The following is a 20,082-nucleotide window of genomic DNA, read 5'->3' as shown; positions in this document are numbered from 1 at the left end:
GATGATTCGGCGCACTACAGCGGGTGTGCGACGCGCCACGGTTCGCGGCGCAGGAGGGCGTCGGTGGCGGCGAGGACGGCCGTCGCGGTGGTGAGGAACAGCGCCGCGGCCAGCAGGATCCGTACCTCCGGGTAGGTCGGTGGCGGGAGCAGCGCGGCGCTCGCGGCGGCCAGCCCAGCGGCCGTGGCGGCCGACACCTGCGCCAGCCACAGGCCGACCGCGCGGCGGGTCCGGCCGAGCCCGGCGGTGACGTCCCGCACGGTCAGCGCGGCGGCCGTCACCGCCACGGCCGCGGCGCCGGCGACGGTCAGCCACGGGGTGCCGAGGTCCATGGCGTACCGGACGGGCAGCGCCGGCACGAAGAACAGCGCCGCGAACCAGGCCAGCCCGGCCGAGACGGTGCGCACCCCGGCGCCGGCCTCGCGGGGCGTGGCGGCCCGGCGGCGGGCGACCAGTCTCGCCGCGGCCAGGGCGGCGGCCGCCACCGCCGCGACCGGCACGAGGCGCGGGACGTGGCCCAGGTTGTAGAGCAGGGCGGTGTCGTACACCACCAGCACCAGCACGCCGAGTGCCGCGGCGGACCCGACGGCGAGCAGCACGTCCACCCCGGACTGCGGTTTCGTGGAGCGCAGGTCGCACCGGCCGGCGAGGGCCGCGGTCGCGACGCAGGACACGGCCCGCAGGATCAGGTCATCGGTCGTGTACGGGTTGCGCAGCCCCCACTCGACCAGGCCGAACACGACCGAGTATGCGACGCACGCGGCCCACAGCACCGCGGGGGCGGTGAGGACCCGGGCGCGGGCCGGGTCGAGCCAGCGGCACACGCACAGGTAGGCGAGGATCACGAACGGCAGTTCGAGCAGCGCCTGGACCCGCAGCACGCTCACCTCGAGGAGGTCCGGCGCGGGGAACGCGGCCGCGACGGCCCGCATCGCGCCGCCGTCGGCGAGGTCGAACCAGCCCGGCGGGAGGTACCGCGCGATGAAGGACGGGTCACCGCGGCGGACGCGCAGGACGTACACCGTGAACAGCAGCTGATTGAGATAGATCGCGGCGGTGACGGCCCCGAGCCAGAACCCCGGGCCGCGGGCGGCCTGCGTCTGCCGAGGCCCGGACTTCCAGGTCAGCGGCACGCCGACGAGCACGGACACGACCACCAGCGCGTCGACGGCGGCCCCGACGCTGATCATGCCGGAACGATACCGGCGGGCCCGCTGAACGCGTGTTCAACGCCGAACACTGGTGATTTCGCCGATACGGCACGGGCCACGACCTGCACACACTGACACCCATCGAAGTTACGAAGGTGTTTCGAGAGGAGTGCAGCGTTGCGAACAATCCTGCTCAGGCTGGCCGTCGTCCTCACGCTCATGGGCGGCGGGGTCGCCGCGGTCGCCACCCCGGCGCTCGCTGACGAGATCGGCCAGGCACCCACCGCCGCCAACATCACCGGCAACGGCAGCTTCGCGACCACGTCCGCCAGCATCTCCAGCCTGGTCACCGGCTTCGGCGGCGGCCGGGTGTACTACCCGACGGCCACCGGCACCTACCCGGTGATCGCCATCTCGCCCGGCTTCACCGCCACCTGGTCGAGCCTCTCCTGGATCGGCCCGCGCCTGTCCTCGTGGGGCTTCGTGGTCGTCGGCATCGAGACGAACAGCATCTACGACCAGCCCGGCAGCCGCGGCAGCCAGCTCCTCGCCGCGCTGAACTGGGCGGTCAGCTCCTCCCCCACCGCCGTGCGGTCCCGCGTCGACGGCAGCCGCCGCGGCGTGGCCGGCCACTCGATGGGCGGTGGCGGCACCCTGGAGGCGCTCGCCGCCGACACCAGTGGGCTGGTCAAGGCCGGGGTGCCGCTCGCACCTTGGAACAGCGACAAGACCTGGAACAACGTCAGCGAGCCGGTCCTGATCGTGGGCGGGCAGGCCGACACCATCGCGCCGGTCTCCTCGCACTCGGTGCCGTTCTACAACAGCCTGGCGGGGCCGAAGACGTACGTCGAGCTGACCGGGGCGAGCCACTTCTTCCCGCAGTCGTCGAACGCCACCACGTCCCGCGCGCTGGTCTCCTGGTTCAAGCGCTGGCTGAACCAGGACGCCCGCTTCACGCCCTTCACCTGCGGATTCTCCGGTGCCGCGGTGTCGAGCTTCCGTACCAACGCCTGCTGATCTGCTCTTCCTCGTGTCCCCGTCGCCCGTGCGGTCACCCCGCGCGAGCGACGGGGACACGCCCGTGTCCCGCGACGATGGGTGTGCCGGTTCAAGCGACAGTTGGGGGCTCTCACATGGAGGAACGCGCGTTCGCCGCGGCGGTCGCGGAGCAGGCCGGGCTGAGCAAGGAGGAGGCCGCCGACCTCACCCGCGCCACCCTGGAGGCGCTGGGCAACCAGCTCAGCGGCGGTGAGGTGCGCGACCTGGCGCTCGACCTGCCCTCCGGCCTCGCGCAGAGCCTGCCGGAGCGCTCCGGCGGCGCGCGTCCGGTGCCGCTGCGGGAGTTCGTCCGCCAGGTCAGCGAACGCACCGGGCTCAACGAGGCCGAGGTCACCCGCGGTACGCGCGCCGTCCTGACCACGCTCGGGCAGGCCGTGTCCGGCACCCACGTCCAGCACGCGCTCGCGCAGCTGCCGGCCGAATACCGTCTCCTGGTCAGCCGCCCGCCATCGCGCCGATGATCAGCAGCGGCTCGGCGCCGCTGGCGACCCGCTCCGGCAGTGGCTCGTCCGGGGAGTCGTTGGAGAGGTCCTCCTCGCAGCCGTACAGCCGTACGAAGGCCCGCCGCTGCCCGCTGGCCCGGTCGCGGATGGTGCCGCGCAGCATCGGGTAGCGGTCCTCGAGCGCGTCCAGCACCAGGCGCTGGGTCACCGGGCCGGTGAGGTCGAACTGCACCTCGCCGGTGACCTGCGCCAGCTGCCGCAGGTGCGCGGGAAGCACGACGCGGATCATGGCAGCGTCTGCACCTCCACCGACAGCACCGCCGGCAGGTCCCGCACGATCGCCGTCCAGCTGTCGCCGGCGTCGGCAGAGACGTACACCTGACCGCCGCTGGTGCCGAAGTAGATGCCGCACTCGTCGAGCGTGTCGACCGCCATCGCGTCGCGCAGCACGTTGACGTAGCAGTCGGACTGCGGCAACCCTTCCGTCAGCGGCTGCCACTGGTCACCACCGGTGCGGCTGCGGTAGACCCGCAGGCGCCCGTCCGGCACGTAGTGCTCCGAGTCGCTCTTGATCGGCACCACGTAGACCGTCTCCGGCTCGTGCGCGTGCACGGCGATCGGGAAGCCGAAGTCCGTCGGCAGGTCCCCGCTGATCTCCCGCCACGAGCCGCCGGCGTCGTCGGTGCGCATGACGTCCCAGTGCTTCTGCATGAACAGCGTGTCAGGGCGGGACGGGTGCATGGCGAGCCGGTGCACGCAGTGCCCGACCTCCGCGTCCGGGTCCGGGATCTGCCCCGACACGAGACCCTGGTTGATCGGCTGCCACGTGCCGCCGGCATCGTCGGAGCGGAACGCCCCGGCCGCCGAGATCGCCACGAAGATCCGGTCCTTGCGCACCGGGTCGAGAATGATCGTGTGCAGGCACATGCCGCCGGCGCCGGGCTGCCACTTCGGCCCTGACGCATGCGTGCGCAGGCCGGTCAGCTCCTGCCACTCGCGCCCGCCGTCCGTGGAGCGGAACAGTGCCGCGTCCTCCGCACCCGCATACACCGTGTCGGGGTCGTCCCGGGACGGCTCCAGGTGCCAGATCCGTTTGAACTCCCACGGGCGGGGCGTCCCGTCGTACCAGAGATGGTCGCCGACCGCGCCCTCATAGGAGAAGTCGTTGCCGACCGGCTCCCAGGTGTCGCCGCCGTTGTCGGAACGCTGGATCAGCTGACCGAACCAGCCGCCGGACTGCGACGCATACAGCCGGTCGGGGTCGGCCGGCGAGCCGTTGACGTGGTAGATCTCCCAGCCGCCGAAGTGCGGTCCGTCCACCTTCCAGTCCTGGCGGTCCCCGTCCGCGGTCAGGATGAACAGGCCCTTGCGCGTCCCGACCAGCACTCGCACGCCGCTCATGCCGCACCTCCCTGCCTCGCATCGTGCCACGCTCCCGGATGCTCGCAACCCCAGTTCACCCGGTCGCGCGGTTTTGTCGTACCTGGTCGGCAGAATGGGTCGCATGGTTGGGAAGTTGGAGATGGTCGTGTTCGACGCGGCCGACATCGCGGCACTGTCGGCGTTCTACCGTGGCCTGGCCGGCTGGGCCGAGTCCAGCGCGGACGGCGCCTGGATCACCCTCGACACACCCGACGGCTGGCAGATCGGCCTGCAGGCGGTGGCCGACCACCGCCCGCCGCGGTGGCCCGGGCAGGAGCGCCCCCAGCAGGCCCACCTCGACCTGCGCGTCCCCGACCTCGACGCCGCCCTCACCCGCGCCGTCGACCTGGGCGGGACCCTGCTGAACAAGAGCGACACCTGGTATACGGTCGCCGACCCCGCCGGCCACCCGTTCGACCTGTGCCTGAAGGCCGACGACCCGAACACCACGCTCATGGGCGTGATGCTGGACTGCCCCGACGCGAAGACGCTCAGCGCCTTCTACTCCGAGCTGCTCGGCAAGCCCGTCACCTATGAGTCCGACGGCATCGCCATGATCGGCGAGGACGGCGCCCAGCCCGTGATGTTCCAGCAGGTGACCGGCTACACCGCGCCCCGCTGGCCGGACCCGGCGTATCCGCAGCAGGCCCACCTCGACGTGCTGGTGGAGGACCTGGACGCGGGCGAGGGTGCGGCGCTGGCCCTGGGCGCCACGGCCACAGGCGCCCGTGGCCAGACCTACCGCGTCTACACCGACCCCGCCGGCAAGCCCTTCTGCCTGACCAGCCCCACCGACTGACCCTGTCCCGGCCGCCCCCTCCTTGCGGGTTCCCGTCGGTATGGCCGGCCGGTGTGAGACGGGTGAGGGCGGGTAGGGGTTGCGCCAGCCAGCACGAGAGATGGGAGCACCGCTCATGAGCGAGGACCCGATCATCTCCGGCGTGCCCGCGGCCGCGCGGACCGCCGAACCGGGCGGGCGGGCGGTCAACGTCCGCACCGGCGCGGATCAGCCGTGGGACCCCGAGGACCTGGCCGTGGCCGAGGGCAGGGACCCGACCCCGAAGAACATCGAGCGCAGTCGCCGCAAGCTGGAGGAGCTGGGCGCGGCGGCGATCGAGAGGACGGTCCCGTAGCCCGCCGCCTGGCGGCGGGCAAGGTATTGCACAGCCAGGACGCAACCGATCGGGCCGGCGCCGCCGATGACGGCGCCGGCGGCACGGGTGTTCAGCAGGCCGGGGTGTCGGTGCAGAGCCGCTCGGCGGCCCGGCCGGCGGTCACCATCGTCGCCTGGGCGTCGCGATCGAACACGACCTCGTACTGGGTGACCAGATCCCCCTGCCGGATCAGGACCAAGGCACGGGCGACGCCGTCACCGAGGCTCACCTCGAGCAGCAGCGCGTCCTCCCCGGTGAACCGCTGCGCCCCGACGGTGATCGACCTGCCGCCGCCGGGCCGGCACGCCGCGACCCGATCGCGGACCTGCTGGAGGTATCGTGCGGCGTCGCCGGGTTGATAGCGGGCGACGTACTGCGACATGACGTTGCCGTCCTGCGGCGTGCCCCGGACCAGCGACCTGTCCCGCCTGGCCAGTTGACCGATCTGGCCGCCTGTCTCGCAGCGCAGCTGCGACATGCTGAACTCGTAGGTCCAGTCGTCCTGCTCCCCGGCCGGGGCGATCCGGTAGTCGGGGTCGACGTCGGCGGGCGTCAGGAACAGGGCATCGCCGAGCGTCCCCGTCGGCGGGGTCAGGGACCTCCCGGGTTCCGTGCTCACCATCGGGGACTTACTCGCCGTTGAGGACTTGCCCGGCTCCGTGCTCGCTGCCCGGGACTTGCCCGGCTCCACGCTCGGTGCTGGGCTGCGACCTGCGAACGCCACGCCGCCGGCCACCAGCGCGACGGCGAGGGCCGCCCCGACCACCGCCCCGGCTCTGGCCCGGCGGGTCCGGCGGCGAGCCAGGTCGCGCACGACCCCGGCGGGCGCCCACGGTGCCGTCTCGGTGTCGTCGAACAGGGTCTGGAACAGCGGGTCAGGCATTGGTGTACTCCCCCGTGAGATCCGTGCCGAGCAGCCCGGCGAGCCTCCTGCGACCACGGACCAGCCGGGTCTTGACGGTATTGGCGGGCACGCCCGTGTGGGCCGCCACGTCGGCGACCGTCAGGTCGAGCAGGTGGTGCAGCACCACCGCCTCGCGGTCCGCCGGCGGCAACTGCCGCAACGCCCGCACGAGCGCCACTGTGTTCTCACTCGGCGGTTCGGCCGCCGGCCCGGTGCCGTGCCGGCGGTGCGCGACGATCGCGTTGCGGGCCTTGCGCCAGCGGCTGGCGCACAGCCGGTACCCGACGGTGCGGACCCACGCCTCCGGGTCGTCGTACCCCGCGATCGTCGACCACCGCTGCCACGCCCGGACGTACGCTTCCTGCGCGGCGTCCTGCGCGTCGGCTCGGTCGCCGCACATCGCGTACAGAAACGTCATGACCCGTTGGCGGGTCCCCCGGTAGAACTCCTCGAACCCGTCGTCCTCGGCCAACCCCGTGCTCCCTCCGGCGTCCACTGGTAGCAACACCCGCCAGAGGGCGGCACGGTTGACCCCTGGCGCCGTCTGATTGCAGCACCCTGGTTGCACGACTGCACACAGTCCGGGCGCGCACCTCGCTGTGCGCACCCGGACCGTGGACTGTGCGGCGCGACGGTCGTCAGCCCGAGACGAACGCCCGCACCTGGGACAGGATCGACGTGTCGGTGAGGTAGGTAAGATGGTTCTCGCACGCCACGTAGGTGTTGGTGGCGCCACTGAGGACCGTGCTCGTGTAGGGCAGGATCACCCCGTCGCACGGCGAATACCAGGTCCGGTAGGCGACGGTGCCGGGCGTCTCGTCCCCGGCGGACAGCGTGGCGATGAACAGCGACCCCGGATACATCTGCTGGCACGTCACGAAGATGAGACACGCACCGGCTGACGTGGTGCCGTGGTTCGCCCCGGCCAGTGAGGCGAGGTGCGCGACGTTGGCGGTGCCGCGCAGCTGCTTGAGATACCAGAGACTGACAAGGCCACCCATCGAATGGTTGACGATGTCCACCTGCGACGCACCGGTCGGCGCCTTCACCCGCGACACGAAGCTCGCCAGCCCCTGCGCGTTGGCAATGTTGCTGCCGTAGGAGTTGTACTCGTACGCGAACAGCTCGCTGCTGCCATACCCAGCGGCCCGGAACACCGACTGCGCAGTCACCCAGTTCGACGCACTGCCAGTGTAACCATGGACAAACGCAGCGCAGGCCAGCAGAAGCACGAGAATCCGACGCATAGGATCTCCGTTCAGCGGGACAACAGGGGTACGACCAGGCGGGACCGCACCTGAAGAGCCTGCCGACCGCACCCCCTTTCGCGCATCGGTGGAATCGCCTGCGCCCCGCTCCCCGACACCGCCACCGACGTAGTCGTCGCCCGCCACCCTCACCGCACCACGACGCCAAACCGCCCCCGCACCACCAGGCATTGGGGCTCGACCCGCCGCCCGGGCATGGTGCACGGCAAGCCTGGTCGCGGGACGCAGCCCGCGACCGGGCGGACATAAGGCCGGACCACCAGGCGTGAGGCCACGTCACACCACCGGACATGAGGCCGGACCACTGGGCATGGGGCCGCGGCACGCCACCGGACGTGAGGGTGGACCACTGAGCATGGGGGCGGCACCACCGGGCATGAGGACGGACCACTGGGCGTGGGGCCGCGGCACGCCACCGGGCATGAGGCCGGACCATTGGGCGGTGGAGGCGGCGCACCACCCGGCGTGAGGCCGGACTACCGGCATGAGGGCGGCACCACCGGGCATGGACCGGCACGCAACCCGCACCACCGGGCGTGGGGACGATGCACAACCCGCACCACCCGGCATGGAACGGCACACACCCGCGCTACCCGGCGTTGGGTCGTCTCGCGGCCGCCGGAGAGCCCGAATCTCACCGGGACCGATGCCGCGGCGCAGCCCGACGTCGGCACGGACTCGCCACCGGACCGGCAAGACCGCACCGCGATGACCACGACGGCCGACCGCACCGCCATGGCAATGTCCCGCACCCGCCACGCGGAGGCCCTCTCGGCAAGCCCGCGGTGAGCGGACCGGCCAGGGAATACGCAACCGCTGTGCCCGCCGCCGCACTCCGTCCATGTCGTGACGCACCGAACCCCACATCGGCCCGGTGCACAGGGTCTCGACGATGCCGATGTTGCCGGGCAGGCATGGGATGTCGTTGCGGCCGCCCCGGAGTGTCGCCGCAACGGCCGGGCGCGACGTTCGCAGATACGTGTGCCGCGTCGTCGGACGCAGGCGCCTGGGCCAAAGCCGTCGCCGAAGCCGCCGCCGAACCCGCAGCCGCCTCCGATGCCGATGCCGATGCCGATGATGGCATTGCCGGCGGCGGCGACGGCGGCGGTGCTGGTGGCGGTGCTGGTGGCGGTGCCCATGGCGAAGGCGATGCCGGTGGCGGCGAAGGCGGTGCGGGTGGCATCGGCGATGCCACCAGCGTCGTTGCCAGTGGCGGCGGCGGTGGCAGTGGTGGTAGCTGCGACGCCGGTAGCAGCGGCGGTGCCAGTGGCAGCCGAGGCGGCGACGGCGCCGTTGGCGGTGCCGTTGGCGGTGCCGTTGGCGGTGCCGTTGGCGATGCCGATGCCGATGCCGGTGCCGGTGCCGGTGCCGGTGGCGGTGCCGGTGGCGGTGCCGGTGCCGGTGCCGGTGGCGATGGCAATGGCAATGGCAATGGCAATGGCAATGGCAATTTCGGTGCGGATGGCGGCGGTGGCGGCGGCGATGGCAATGGCGATGGCAATGGCGATGGCAGCGTTGGCGATGCCGGTGGCAGCGATGGCGATGGCGATGGCGATGGCGTTGGCGATGCCGGTGGCGGTGGCGGCGTAGGTGATGGTGGCGGCAGCGCGGGCGCAGGGGGCACGACCGCGGATGCGTGCGCCGAGATCACCGATGGCGAAGTGGGGCGCGCAGTCTCAGGCACCGCAGATGTGGGCACGGCTGACGCTGGTCTTCGCGGCGCGGGCATCGTAGACGCAGGCACGGCTGACGCTGGCCTTCGCGGCGCGGGAATCGCAGACGCAGGCACCGCAGGCACCGGCTGTCGCGGCGTTGGCCCGGCAGACGCAGGCACCGCAGGCACTGGCCGTCGCGGCGCGGGCATCACAGGTGCGGGCATGGCAGGCGTTGGCCTTCGCGGCGCGGACACCGCAGACGCGGGCACCACAGACGCCGGCCTTCGTGGCGCGGGCATTGCAGGCGTGGGCACCGCAGGCGCAGGCCTTCGCGGCGTGGGCACCGCAGGCGCAGGCACCGCAGGCGCGGGGCGAACCGCAGGCTCCGGCGTGTGGGTCTCCACCAGTGCTCGGGTGCTGCGCAGGCGGGCCAGTTTTGTCGCGTGGCGGGCTGCCAGGCCATGTGCGCGGGCCTCGGCGAACTCCGCCCTCACCCGCAACTTCGCCTCGCGGCGGCGTTGCCACTCGGCCGTCTGTGCGGCGAGACGAGCGTCCCAGTCGATCGACCCGACAGGCGTGGTCGACCCGGAATCCGGTGCTTCCAAAGAGAAATACGGTCGTGGCATGTGCCGCCTCCCCCCGGTAGGCGCCGCCCCTCCATTCTCGAACCCGCACACTTCCGTGTCCAGTCCGATCGTGGGGTCAGCACCACCATCGACAGGCGGGTTGGCGGGCTGGTTCAGGAATCGACGCACTTCGTAGCGTGGACGGAGTCGCACAAATACGCGGGGCGTCGTGAACGGAAGAACGGCACACATCGTGGTGGCGGCGGTTGCCGCGGTGCTACTGGTGTCCACTGTGGACGCGAGTAGCGCCGTGGCCGCAGAAGGGGGCTCCGGGCAGCAATTGCAGAGTGCGCTGGACGACCTGCGGGACCTGGGGGTGGTCGGCACTCAGGGGCAGGTGTCGGTCGGGTGGCAAGGCACGGCAGCGCGCAGCGGGGTCGCCGACCGTACGACCGGCGCGCCGATGCCGGCGGCCGGAGCGTTCCGCATCGGCAGTGACACCAAGACGTTCGTGTCGGTGGTGGTGCTGCAGCTGGTCGGGGAGCACAGGTTGGCGCTGGACGACACCGTCGAGCGGTGGCTGCCCGGTGTCGTGTCGGGGAACGGCAACGACGGGCGGCGGGTCACCGTGCGGCAGCTGTTGCAGCACACCAGCGGCATCGCCAACTATACCGAGGACATGGCGGCGCTCGGGACCGCGGAAGGGTTCCTGGCGCACCGGTTCGACCACTACGAGCCGGCGGACCTCGTCGCGATGGCGATGCGGCATCCGCCCGCGTTCACGCCAGGCAAGCACTGGGACTACTCCAACACCAACTACGTGCTCGCCGGGATGGTCATCAAGGCGGTGACCGGGCAGTCGTGGGCGGAGCAGGTGCGCCGGCGGATCAGGGGCCGCTCGGGATGCGGGGGACGTTCTTCCCCGGCGACGAGGAGAGCCTGCCGCCGCGGGCCGCCCGCGCCTACCAGCAGTTCGCGCCCGGTGCGGCGCTCATCGACGTCACCGAGTTCAACGCGACCGCGGCCGACGCGGCCGGTGGGCTGGTGAGCACCACCGCGGACCTCGCCCGGTTCTGGCGGGCGTTGCAGGACGGGCGGCTGCTGCGGCCCGCCCAGCAGGCCGCGTTGCACCGCACCGTGCTCGCCGAGACGTTCCAGGACATCCGGCCCGGCATCCGGTACGGGCTGGGCATCTTCCTGATCCCGACGGGCTGCGGCCGCTACTGGACACCCGGATCATGCGCCTGCTCGACGAGGTCATGTGCAGCTGAAACAAGCGAAGCCAGGTGCACCTGAAACAAGCGAAGCCAGCTGAATCGAACGAGGTCAGGACACCACCTTCGCCAGTTCGGTCCGGGAGCGCACCCCGAGCCGGGTGAAGATGTTGCGCAGGTGGTGATCGACGGTACGGGGGCTGAGGAACAGCACCTCGGCGACCTCGCGGTTGGTGGCCCCGCCGGCCACCAGCTCCGCGATGCGGGCCTGCTGCGCGGTCAGGGCCGGCCGGGCCTCCTCGACGACCATCGGCGCGACGTGGTCGCCGGCGGCGCGCAGCTCCGCGGCGGTGCGCTGGGCCCAGGGTGCCGCGCCGAACTGTTCGAAGGTGGCCAGGGCGCGGCGCAGGTGTTCGCGGGCCGCGGCTGGGTGGCGGCGGCGGCGCAGCTCCTCGCCGTAGAGCAGTTCGGTGCGGGCCCGGGCGAAGGGTGAGTCGCCGGCCAGGTGCAGCCGGATCGCCTCGCGGAACCGGGCGTCCGCCTCGTCCTCGGTGTCGGCGAGCAGGGCGTGGCAGCGCGCCGACAGCGCCAGCCACGTCGGGTTCGCGGTGCTGGAGGCCCACAGGTCGTAGGCCCACAGGATCTGGCGGGCCGGGGCGCGGTCGCCGCAGCGGGCGACCGCCTCGACCAGTGTCGGGGTCGCGGGGATCTGCACGCCGAGGTGCCCGCGGCCGCCGGCGGTGCGCATCACGCCCCACAGCCGGCCGGCGGCGTCGGCGTACCGGCCCTCGGCGACGTCGAGCAGGGCCGCGGCCCAGACACACATCGCGCGGGCCTGGCTGTCGACGTCGACACCGGCCCGGGCCCGGCAGCGGCGGGCCCACGCCTGGCTGGCCGGGCCGTCGCCAAGCATGCCGAGCACGACGGCGAGCATGCCGCGGCAGTTGTCGGCGACGGCGTCCTGCCCGGTGGCGGCGGCGAGGCGCTGGCCCTCGGTGGCGGTCGCGACGGCGAGGTCGAGGTCGCCGAGCGCGAACGCGGCCGTCGCGGCGAGGTCGAGGGCGTGCGGCACGCTGGCCCGGTCGCCGGCGCCGCCGGCCAGCCTGGCGGCCCGCACGGCCAGCCGGTACGCCTGCTGGTCCTCGCCGATGAGGATGCCGGCGCCGGCCGCGCGGACCAGCGTCGGCGGGTCGTCGACGGCGGCGGCGAGGTGCAGGACCCGCCGCATCGGCTCGACGGCGCGGGACGGCTCGCCGGAGAAGAGCGCCGACACCCCGGTGAGGTGCTCGAACAGCAGGACGGCGCCGATCGGGTCGTCGGGGCGGCGCAGCCGCAGGGCCCGGCCGGCGAGCGCGATGAACTGGTCGTGCCGGCCGGTCGCGAGCAGGGCCTCGCCGGCGAGCATGAGCGCGCCGAGGCTGCGCTGCCGGTCCCGGGCGATGAGCCGGCCCGCGGCGGCGATGAGGGTGTGCTGCTCGCCGCCGCTCGCGCCGGTGCGCAGGTCGATCTCGCCGAGCAGCAGTTCCCGTTCGGCGTGCAGATGCTCCGGTACGCCGGGGGCGAACACCGACCGCAGGAGCATTCGCGCCTGGTGTGGTTCGCCGCCACGCCACGCCAGCCGGGCCGCGGCGAGGGTGCGGGACGCGGCCAGGACGGGCGCGCTGGTGAGGGCGGCGGCGTGGCGCAGCGCGGTGGCGGCGAGCGCCGGCGGCACGTCGGCGGCGGCATCCGCGAGGACGCCGGCGAGGGCGTCGTCCGGGCCGTCAGCGACCGCGGCCAGGTGCAGGGCGGCGGTCAGGGTCGCGCCGGGCTCTCCCGACGGCAGGCCGGCGAGGAGGCGGTGCGCGGCGTGCCGCTCGCCGAGGGCGGCCTCGGCGTACAGGACGGGGGCGAACAGCGGCGGCACGAACCGGACCTGGCCGTCATCGACGTGGACGAGGTCGGCCCGTTCGGCGGCGGCGAGGTCGGCCGGCTGGTGCCCGGCGGCGAGGAGCACCGCCACGTCGCAGCCGGGCCGGCCGTCGGGTGACCGTGCCGCGGTCAGGGCAGCGGTCGCGGCGAGCAGCAGGACGCGGCGGGTCGCGTCCGGCAGCGCGCGCAGCACGGCCCGGTACTCCCGGCGCAGCGGGCTGTCCCGCGGCAGCGTGTCGGGCGGCGCGGCCTGGCCGCGGCGCTGCTCGGCGTGCAGCGCGCCGGCGAGCTCGACCAGGGCGCGCGGGTTCCCGCCCGCCATGCCCGCCAGGACCCCTGCGACGTCGCCGGCGAGGTCCGGCACGGCGTCGGTGAGCAGGTCGCGGCTGTCGCGCAGGTCCAGGGGCGCGAGCCGCCGGTACGGCAGGCCGGCCAGCGACGCCTCACTGCCGGCGCACCCCGGCGTGTCCCGCAGCGCGAACAGCAGCGCGATCCGGTCGCCGCCGGCCCGCCGGGCGGCCAGGGCGAGCGCGTCCAGCGACGGCCGGTCCAGCCACTGCGCGTCGTCGATCCGGCACACCACCGGCCCGCGGGCCTTGCCGCCCAGGGCACGCAGGGCGGCGAGGGTGGCCAGCCCCGCGGTCAGCCGGTCCGGCGCCGCGCCGTCGTGGCAGCCGGGCCGCGGGAACGGCAGCGCCCCGGCGAGCAGCCGGTGCAGCCCGGCGTACGGCAGCCCCGTCTCCGCCGGGCACCCGGCCACGCTCAGCTCGACGGCCGCAGCCGAGGCCGCGGCAGCGGCCGGGACAGCGGCCGGGCCCGAAGCCGGGACGGCGGCGGCGAGCAGGGCGGACCTGCCGATGCCGACCGGGCCGGCGACGACCAGGGCTCCCCCGTGCCCCTCGGCGGCGGCGGCGAGCAGGGTCGCGATGGCGGCACGGTCGGCGTCGCGGCCTCGCAACGAAACTTTCTGCACGGTCAATGCACTAACCATGTCGCCAGTGTTACGCCTCGGTAACACCAATGGAAGGGGGTCGGGATGACACGACGGCCCGGCGCAGCTCCCGCTTGAGGACCTTGTGGCTCGGCCCTAGCGGCAACGAGTCGACGAACCTGACCTGACGTGGGTACTTGTGCCGCCCCAGGTGCTCCTTCGACCAGGCGATGAGCTCCTCGGCGGACAGCGGCGCGGACGGCGACGCCGCGACGACCACGGCGCAGATCTCCTCGCCGTGCACCGGGTCGGGCACGCCGATCACCGCGACCTGCCCGACGCCGGGGTGGCGGGCCAGGACCTCCTCGACCTCCCGCGGGTACACGTTGAACCCGCCGCGGATGACGATGTCCTTCTTGCGGTCGACGATCGTGACGAACCCGGCCGCGTCCTTGGTGCCGAGGTCGCCGGAGCGGAACCACCCGTCGACGACCGCCAGGGCGGTGTCCTCGGGCCGGCCGAGGTACCCGGCGAAGACGTTGTGCCCGCGGATGACGATCTCGCCCAGCTCGCCCGCCCCCAGCAGCTCTATCTGGTCGTCGAGCTCCGGGCGGGCGATCTCCACCTCCACGCCCCAGATCGCGTGGCCGACGGTGCCGGCGCGGGTGCCGAAGTGCGGCTGGTTGGTGGTGGCGGTCGGGGAGGTCTCCGACAGGCCGTACCCCTCGAAGATCGACGTGGAGAACGCGGCGTTGAACCGTTCCAGGACGGACACGGGCAGGGAGGCCCCGCCGGAGATGCACAGTCGCAGGCGGGGCAGCTCGGCCACGGCGGCCGCCGCGTCCAGCAGCGCCAGGTACATGGTGGGCACGCCGTGGAACACGTCGACGCCCTCGCGCACCATCAGCTCGAGCGCGGCCGGACCGGTGAACCGGGCCAGCATGACGAGGGTCGCGCCGAGGCGGAACGTGCCGTTCATGCCGACGGTCTGCCCGAACGTGTGGAACAGCGGCAGGCAGCCGAGCACCACGTCGGTGGGGCGGGCGTCGTTGGCGTCGAACACGTTGACGGTCGCGTTCATCACCAGGTTCAGGTGGGTCAGGACGGCACCCTTGGGCTGGCCGGTGGTACCGCTGGTGTACAGCACGACCGCCGGGTCCTCCGGGCGGCGCGACGCGTAGGAGCGCAGCGGCTCGGCATTCACGAGATCCGCCGGCGCGACCACCGCCACTCCGATAGACGCTGCGGCGGCGGACCCGGTGGCGGCCACGGCGGGATGGCAGACCAGCACCCGGGCACCGCTGTCGCGCAGCGTGTACGCCACCTCGGAAGCCGTCAGCAGCAGGTGAACCGGCACGACGACCGCGCCGAGGGCGAGGATGCCGTAGTAGGCGCGCGGGAAGTCCACCGTGTTCGGGCACTGCAGCGCCACCCGGTCACCCGGCCGCACCCCGAGGTCCCGCAGGGCCGCCGCAACACTCAGCGCCTCCCGCCACAGGTCGGCGTAACTGACCCGCGAAGCGCCGTCCACGACCGCGATGCGCTGGGGGTACCGCCGCGCAGACTCGGCAAGAATGGCCGCGAGGGACAACGTGGCGGTCATGCCAGGTGCCCGCCGATCTGGGTGAAGCCGCGCAGCAGGTCCCGCGCGATGATCATGCGCTGCATCTCGTCGGTGCCCTCGAAGATGCGCAGCAGCCGCACGGAGCGGTACCAGCGTTCCAGCGGCAGCTCGCGGGTGTACCCCATGCCGCCGTGGATCTGCATGACCCGGTCGACGACATTGTTGACCATGTTCGCGCCGTAGAGCTTCGCCATCGACGACGTGTGTCGCGGGTCCATGCCCTGGTCGACGGTCCAGGCGGCGCGCAGCACCAGCCAGCGGGCCGCCTCCAGCTCCACCTCGGAGTCCGCGATCATCCACTGGATCGCCTGGTTCTGCCCGATCGGCCGGCCGAACGTGTGCCGGGTGTTGGCGTGCTCGATCGCCATGCGCAGGGTGCGTTCCGCGATGCCGATCGCGTGCGAGGGGATGACGTAGCGGCCCTTGCCGATCCAGCGCATCGCGAGGTCGAAGCCCTGGCCGATCTCGCCGAGGACGTTGCGGCCGGGCACGCGGACGTCGTCGAAGACCAGCGACGCCGGGCCGCCCTCGCCCATCGTCTGGATGAACTCCGAGCGCCAGCCCATCGCCCGGTCGACCAGGAACGCGGTCGCGCCGCCCTTGCGGACGTCCTGGTCCTTGTCGGTGACGGCGATGACGATGGTGAAGTCGGCGTCGTTGCCGTTGGTGATGAACGTCTTCTCGCCGGTGAGCAGCCAGTCGTCGCCGTCGCGCCGGGCGCTGAAGGTGATGTTCGCCGCGTCCGAGCCCGCGCCGGGTTCGGTGATCGCGAAGCAGGAGATCCGCTCGCCCTCGATGGTGGGCACCAGGTATTCGCGGCGCTGCTCGTCGTTGGCGAAGTACAGGATGTTGTCGGCCTCGCCGCCGAAGCGGAACGGCACGAACGACCGCCCGACCTCGGTCCAGACCAGGGACTGCAGCACCGCGGGGAGGTCCATTCCGCCGTACTCCTCCGGCGTGGACAGTCCCCAGAAGCCGAACTGCTTCGCCTTGAGCTGCAGCTCGCGCAGCTCACCGCGCTCCAGCCCGGGCCGGTGCTCGCGCTCGCGGCGCAGCACCTCCTGCTCGAGCGGCGCGACCTCCTTGTGGATGAACGCCCGGGCGGTGTCCCGGATCGCCTTCTCCTCGTCGCTGAGCGAGAAATCCATCGCTGCCACCTCTCCTATTTGCACTTCGAGTGCACTAATCTTCGCCGACATGGAGACGTTCACTTCGTTCGACGGTGTCGGTATCGCCTACCAGGTGTGGGGCCTGCCCTCGCCGCTGCCGCCCGTCGTGCTGCACCACGGGTTCGTCGTCGACGCCACCGTCAATTTCGTCGGTCCCGGCGTGGTCGGCGCCCTGGTCGCGGCCGGCCGCCGGGTCGTCGCCCTCGACGCGCGCGGGCACGGCGCCTCCGGCAAGCCGCACGAGCCGGCCCGGTACGGCGAGGCCGTCATGGCCCGCGACCTCGGCGGCCTGCTCGACACGCTCGGCCTTGCGAGCGTCGACCTGGTCGGGTATTCGATGGGCGCGGTCGTGTCGGCCATCTTCGCCGCCGCCGACCCGCGGGTCCGCCGGCTCGTGCTGTCCGGTGTCGGCGCCGGCGTCGTGGAGCTCGGCGGCCTGGACACCCGCGTCATGCCGCCGGCCGAGGTCAGCGCGGTGCTGCTGGCCTCGTCGCCGGCGGCGGTCGAGGCGTCGCCGGCGGCCGCGTTCCGCCTGCTCGCCGACGCGGTCGGCGCCGACCGGGCCGCGCTCGCGGCGCAGGTGCAGGCGGCGCACCACACCCCGATCGCCCTGGACCGGATCACCGCGCCCACGCTCGTGCTCGTCGGGCAGGACGACGCCCTCGCCGCCCGGCCCGAGGTCCTCGCCGGCGCGATCCCCGGCGCCCGGTGGCGGGTGGTGAGCGGCGACCACATGACCGCGCTGCGGGCCCCCGCGTACGCGCCGGCACTCGTGGAGTTCCTAGCCGGCTGAACTGCGCCGGCCGAGCTGCGGGGCTCACCGGTACCGGCGCAGCTCGCGACGGGCAAGCGAGCGGCGGTGCACCTCGTCGGGGCCGTCGGCGATGCGGATCGTGCGGGCCCTGGACCACAACCCCGCAAGAGGCGTGTCCTGGCTGACGCCGGCGGCGCCGTGCGCCTGGATCGCCTTGTCGACAATCCACTCCACAGTGGACGGTACGGCGATCTTGATCGCCTGGATCTCGGTGTGGGCGCCCTGGTTGCCGACGGTGTCCATGAGCCACGCGGTCTTGAGCACCAGCAGGCGCGCCTGCTCGATCCGGACCCGCGACTCCGCGATCCAGTCCTGCACGACGCCCTGCTCGGCCAGGGGCCGGCCGAACGCGACCCGTTTGGTGACGCGCTCGCACATGAGCTGCAGCGCCCGCTCCGCCATGCCGATGAGTCGCATGCAGTGGTGGATGCGGCCCGGGCCGAGCCGGGCCTGCGCGATCGCGAACCCGTCGCCCTCGCCGCCGATCAGGTGGCCGGCCGGGACCCGTACACCGGCGAACTCGATCTCGGCGTGACCGCCGTGGTCACCGTCGTCGTAGCCGAAGCTGTGCAGGCCACGCACCACGGTCACGCCGGGGGTGCCGCGCGGCACGAGCACCATGCTCTGCTGCCGGTGCTTCGGCCCGCCCGGATCGGACCGGCCCATCACGATGAAGATCTCGCAGCGCGGGCTCATGCCGCCGGTGGCGAACCATTTCCGGCCGTTGATGACGTACTGGTCGCCGTCGCGCTCGATGCGGGTGGCGATGTTGGTGGCGTCCGACGACGCGACCTCGGGCTCGGTCATGCAGAACGCCGAGCGGATCCGCCCGTCCAGCAACGGTTCCAGCCACTGCTCGCGCTGCCACGGCGTGCCGAACTCGGCGAGGAGCTCCATGTTGCCGGTGTCGGGTGCGGCGCAGTTGAGCGCGGCCGGGGCGAGCGACGGGCTGCGACCCATGATCTCGGCGAGGGGCGCGTACTGGAGGTTCGTGAGACCCGGGCCGTGCTCGCCGGTCAGGAACAGGTTCCACAGCCCCAGGTCCCGCGCCGTTCGCCGCAGCGCGTCGAGGTCCGGATGCGCCTCGGCCGGGTACACGTGCTCGTCCATGAAGGCGAGGAGCCGTTCGCGGTACGCCTTGGTCACCGCGTCGAAACTGAAGTCCATCAGAGCCGTCCCTGGTCGATCTTCTGCTGGAGCCGGTTCATGCCGTTGAGCCACCGGTCCGGGTCCTCGCCGCGGCGCGCGTAGTACGTGGCGACCTCGGGATGCGGCAGGATCAGGAACCGGTCGCCGGCGAGGCCCTCGACGACGTGGTCGGCGACCTGTTCCGGGGTGAGCGCGGTGCGGTCCAGCAGGCCGCGGCTGGGCCCGTTGCCACGGGCGAGCATCGGCGTCTGCACCCCCTGCGGGCACAGCGCCTGCACGACGATGCCGCGGTGTGCGTACGTGACGCGCAGCCACTCGGCGTAGGCGAACGCGGCGTGCTTGGTCACCGCGTACGGCGCCTTGCCCAGCAGGGTCAGCATGCCGGCCGCGGACACCGTGGCGAGGAACCGGCCCTGACCCTTGGCGAGCCAGCGCGGCAGGAGCGCCCGGGACGCGTACACGTGCGCCATGACGTTCACCTGCCACGCCTGCTGCCACATCGCGTCGGGTGCGGTCGCGTCCCCGCCCGGTGCGACGCCGGCGTTGGCGCAGAACAGGTCCAGCGCGCCGTACTTGTCCCAGGCGAAGTCGACGAGGCGGTCGACCTCGTCGGGGTCGGCGACGTCGCCGGAGAACGCGAGGCCGTCGATCTCGTAGGCGACCCGGCGGGCGGCGTCGGTGTCGAGGTCGTTGACGACGAGCTGGGCGCCGAGCGCGGCGAAGCGGCGGGCGAGCGCCGCGCCGATCCCGGAGCCGCCGCCGGTGATGACGACCGCGGCGCCGTTGAGCGCGAGACCGGCGGCCATCAGCCGGCCCGCCGGGCCAGGGTGACGCCGCCGTCGACGATCAGCGTCTGCCCGGTGATCCAGCTCGCCTCGTCGGAGGCGAGGAACGCGGCCGCGCCGGCGACGTCGCTCGGCAGGCCGAGACGGCGCATCGGGTACTGCGCGGCGGCCTCCTCCTCGCGCCCCTCGTACAGGGCCGCCGCGAAGCGGGTCTTCACCACCGCCGGCGCGACGGCGTTGACGCGGACCGCCGGCGCGAGCTCGACCGCGAGGCAGGACGTGAGGTGGTTGAGCGCGGCCTTGGTCACGCCGTAGAAGGCGATGCCGGCGGGCGGGTGCACGGCGGAGACCGACGAGACGTTGATGACCACGCCGCCGCGCTCCGGCGGTTTGCGGAACACCTCCTGTACCCAGCCGATCGCGCTGAGCACGTTGACCTCGAAGATCTTGCGGGCGGCGGTGAGGTCGAGCTCCAGCAGCGGGCCGTACACGGGGTTGATGCCGGTGTTGTTGACCAGGATGTCGGGCGGGCCGAACAGGTCCGCCGCGTGCCGCACCGCCTCGGCGCGGTGCTCCGGGTCGTCGGTGCGGCCGGCCACGGCGACGGCGTTGACCGGCCCGCCGAGGGCGCTGACCGCTTCGGCGAGGGCGTCGGGCTTGCGGGCGGTGATGCAGACCTTGGCGCCCTCCTCGACGAACCGCCGGGCGATGCCGAACCCGATGCCGCGGCTCGCGCCGGTGATGAGGGCGACCCGGCCGACCAGCCGGCCTTCCTGCGTGCTCATGCCACTCCTCTCGGTACCGCGGGAGTATGTGCACTTGGAGTGTATGTTTTTCGTCGCGGGCGTCAACTGGCAAGCTGG

18 protein-coding genes and 1 pseudogene are annotated in these 20,082 nt (G+C 72.9%); 7 read left to right on the top strand and 12 right to left on the bottom strand.

What is annotated here, in order from left to right; translation table 11 throughout:
• Positions 1 to 14: 14 nt before the first annotated feature.
• Positions 15 to 1,190 carry a hypothetical protein gene (locus AB0K00_RS16975; protein ID WP_363521595.1) on the bottom strand — a complete coding sequence of 392 codons (1,176 nt, stop codon included), beginning with the start codon at positions 1,188 to 1,190 and terminating at the stop codon, positions 15 to 17.
• A gap of 138 nt (positions 1,191 to 1,328) precedes the next feature.
• Here AB0K00_RS16975 and AB0K00_RS16970 point away from each other — a divergent pair, with 138 nt between their 5' ends.
• Positions 1,329 to 2,168, top strand: a complete 840-nt coding sequence (locus AB0K00_RS16970; RefSeq protein ID WP_363521592.1) for an alpha/beta hydrolase — start codon at positions 1,329 to 1,331, stop codon at positions 2,166 to 2,168.
• 116 nt (positions 2,169 to 2,284) lie between these two features.
• A complete protein-coding gene (locus AB0K00_RS16965; protein ID WP_363521590.1) occupies positions 2,285 to 2,671 on the top strand; it encodes a DUF2267 domain-containing protein in 387 nt (128 codons plus the stop codon).
• Here AB0K00_RS16965 and AB0K00_RS16960 read toward each other — a convergent pair.
• Together AB0K00_RS16960 and AB0K00_RS16955 are read right to left on the bottom strand one after the other, a co-directional pair.
• Positions 2,646 to 2,942 (bottom strand): MoaD/ThiS family protein, encoded by a 297-nt coding sequence (locus AB0K00_RS16960; RefSeq protein ID WP_363521588.1) that lies wholly within the window; start codon positions 2,940 to 2,942, stop codon positions 2,646 to 2,648. The two genes, AB0K00_RS16965 and AB0K00_RS16960, sit on opposite strands and share 26 nt — an antisense overlap.
• The gene (locus tag AB0K00_RS16955; RefSeq protein ID WP_363521586.1) at positions 2,939 to 4,054 is read right to left on the bottom strand and encodes an exo-alpha-sialidase; all 1,116 of its coding nucleotides are present in this window, start codon (positions 4,052 to 4,054) and stop codon (positions 2,939 to 2,941) included. The genes AB0K00_RS16960 and AB0K00_RS16955 overlap by 4 nt, the downstream gene beginning before the upstream one ends.
• Positions 4,055 to 4,157: 103 nt before the next feature.
• Between AB0K00_RS16955 and AB0K00_RS16950 the strand changes: the two genes are divergently transcribed.
• Both AB0K00_RS16950 and AB0K00_RS16945 read left to right on the top strand, forming a co-directional pair.
• Positions 4,158 to 4,874: a VOC family protein gene (locus tag AB0K00_RS16950; RefSeq protein ID WP_363521584.1), complete on the top strand. Its 717-nt coding sequence runs from the start codon at positions 4,158 to 4,160 to the stop codon at positions 4,872 to 4,874.
• Between the two features lie 115 nt (positions 4,875 to 4,989).
• Positions 4,990 to 5,208 (top strand): hypothetical protein, encoded by a 219-nt coding sequence (locus AB0K00_RS16945; RefSeq protein WP_363521635.1) that lies wholly within the window; start codon positions 4,990 to 4,992, stop codon positions 5,206 to 5,208.
• A 91-nt stretch (positions 5,209 to 5,299) separates the two neighbouring features.
• Here AB0K00_RS16945 and AB0K00_RS16940 read toward each other — a convergent pair whose 3' ends face one another.
• From AB0K00_RS16940 to AB0K00_RS16930, 3 genes are all read right to left on the bottom strand, one after another.
• On the bottom strand, positions 5,300 to 6,112 hold the full coding sequence (locus AB0K00_RS16940; RefSeq protein ID WP_363521581.1) for a hypothetical protein: 813 nt from the start codon (positions 6,110 to 6,112) through the stop codon (positions 5,300 to 5,302).
• Positions 6,105 to 6,605: a sigma-70 family RNA polymerase sigma factor gene (locus AB0K00_RS16935; RefSeq protein ID WP_363521579.1), complete on the bottom strand. Its 501-nt coding sequence runs from the start codon at positions 6,603 to 6,605 to the stop codon at positions 6,105 to 6,107. The genes AB0K00_RS16940 and AB0K00_RS16935 overlap by 8 nt, the downstream gene beginning before the upstream one ends.
• Positions 6,606 to 6,771: 166 nt before the next feature.
• The gene (locus tag AB0K00_RS16930) at positions 6,772 to 7,380 is read right to left on the bottom strand and encodes an alpha/beta fold hydrolase (RefSeq protein ID WP_363521576.1); all 609 of its coding nucleotides are present in this window, start codon (positions 7,378 to 7,380) and stop codon (positions 6,772 to 6,774) included.
• Between the two features lie 1,077 nt (positions 7,381 to 8,457).
• On the opposite strand from AB0K00_RS16930, the gene AB0K00_RS16925 reads away from it, so the two are divergent.
• Positions 8,458 to 8,991, top strand: coding sequence for a hypothetical protein (locus tag AB0K00_RS16925; protein ID WP_363521575.1), 534 nt, complete (start codon positions 8,458 to 8,460; stop codon positions 8,989 to 8,991).
• Between the two features lie 1,094 nt (positions 8,992 to 10,085).
• Positions 10,086 to 10,918, top strand: a pseudogene (locus AB0K00_RS16920) (serine hydrolase domain-containing protein).
• A 30-nt stretch (positions 10,919 to 10,948) separates the two neighbouring features.
• Here AB0K00_RS16920 and AB0K00_RS16915 read toward each other — a convergent pair.
• Genes AB0K00_RS16915 through AB0K00_RS16905 form a run of 3 tightly spaced genes read right to left on the bottom strand, consistent with a single transcriptional unit; the run spans position 10,949 to position 16,450 of the window.
• The gene (locus AB0K00_RS16915; RefSeq protein ID WP_363521572.1) at positions 10,949 to 13,738 is read right to left on the bottom strand and encodes a LuxR C-terminal-related transcriptional regulator; all 2,790 of its coding nucleotides are present in this window, start codon (positions 13,736 to 13,738) and stop codon (positions 10,949 to 10,951) included.
• 10 nt (positions 13,739 to 13,748) lie between these two features.
• Positions 13,749 to 15,281, bottom strand: coding sequence for a long-chain fatty acid--CoA ligase (locus tag AB0K00_RS16910; protein WP_363521569.1), 1,533 nt, complete (start codon positions 15,279 to 15,281; stop codon positions 13,749 to 13,751).
• Positions 15,278 to 16,450: an acyl-CoA dehydrogenase family protein gene (locus tag AB0K00_RS16905; RefSeq protein ID WP_363521566.1), complete on the bottom strand. Its 1,173-nt coding sequence runs from the start codon at positions 16,448 to 16,450 to the stop codon at positions 15,278 to 15,280. The genes AB0K00_RS16910 and AB0K00_RS16905 overlap by 4 nt, the downstream gene beginning before the upstream one ends.
• A gap of 49 nt (positions 16,451 to 16,499) precedes the next feature.
• On the opposite strand from AB0K00_RS16905, the gene AB0K00_RS16900 reads away from it, so the two are divergent.
• Positions 16,500 to 17,264: an alpha/beta fold hydrolase gene (locus AB0K00_RS16900; RefSeq protein ID WP_363521563.1), complete on the top strand. Its 765-nt coding sequence runs from the start codon at positions 16,500 to 16,502 to the stop codon at positions 17,262 to 17,264.
• A gap of 24 nt (positions 17,265 to 17,288) precedes the next feature.
• Here the strand turns inward: AB0K00_RS16900 and AB0K00_RS16895 are convergent, their stop codons facing one another.
• Genes AB0K00_RS16895 through AB0K00_RS16885 form a run of 3 tightly spaced genes read right to left on the bottom strand, consistent with a single transcriptional unit; the run spans position 17,289 to position 20,004 of the window.
• Complete coding sequence (locus AB0K00_RS16895; protein WP_363521561.1) at positions 17,289 to 18,452, bottom strand: acyl-CoA dehydrogenase family protein; 1,164 nt, start codon at positions 18,450 to 18,452, stop codon at positions 17,289 to 17,291.
• Positions 18,452 to 19,240, bottom strand: coding sequence for an SDR family oxidoreductase (locus tag AB0K00_RS16890; protein WP_363521558.1), 789 nt, complete (start codon positions 19,238 to 19,240; stop codon positions 18,452 to 18,454). The genes AB0K00_RS16895 and AB0K00_RS16890 overlap by 1 nt, the downstream gene beginning before the upstream one ends.
• Positions 19,240 to 20,004, bottom strand: a complete 765-nt coding sequence (locus AB0K00_RS16885) for an SDR family oxidoreductase (RefSeq protein WP_363521556.1) — start codon at positions 20,002 to 20,004, stop codon at positions 19,240 to 19,242. Before AB0K00_RS16885 ends, AB0K00_RS16890 begins: the two co-directional genes overlap by 1 nt.
• Between the last annotated feature and the right edge of the window lie 78 nt (positions 20,005 to 20,082).

Source organism: Dactylosporangium sp. NPDC049525 (assembly GCF_040676755.1).
GTDB lineage: Bacteria > Actinomycetota > Actinomycetes > Mycobacteriales > Micromonosporaceae > Dactylosporangium.
Note: the sequence above shows the minus strand (reverse complement) of the source record. Positions and strands in the feature narration are given on the sequence as shown.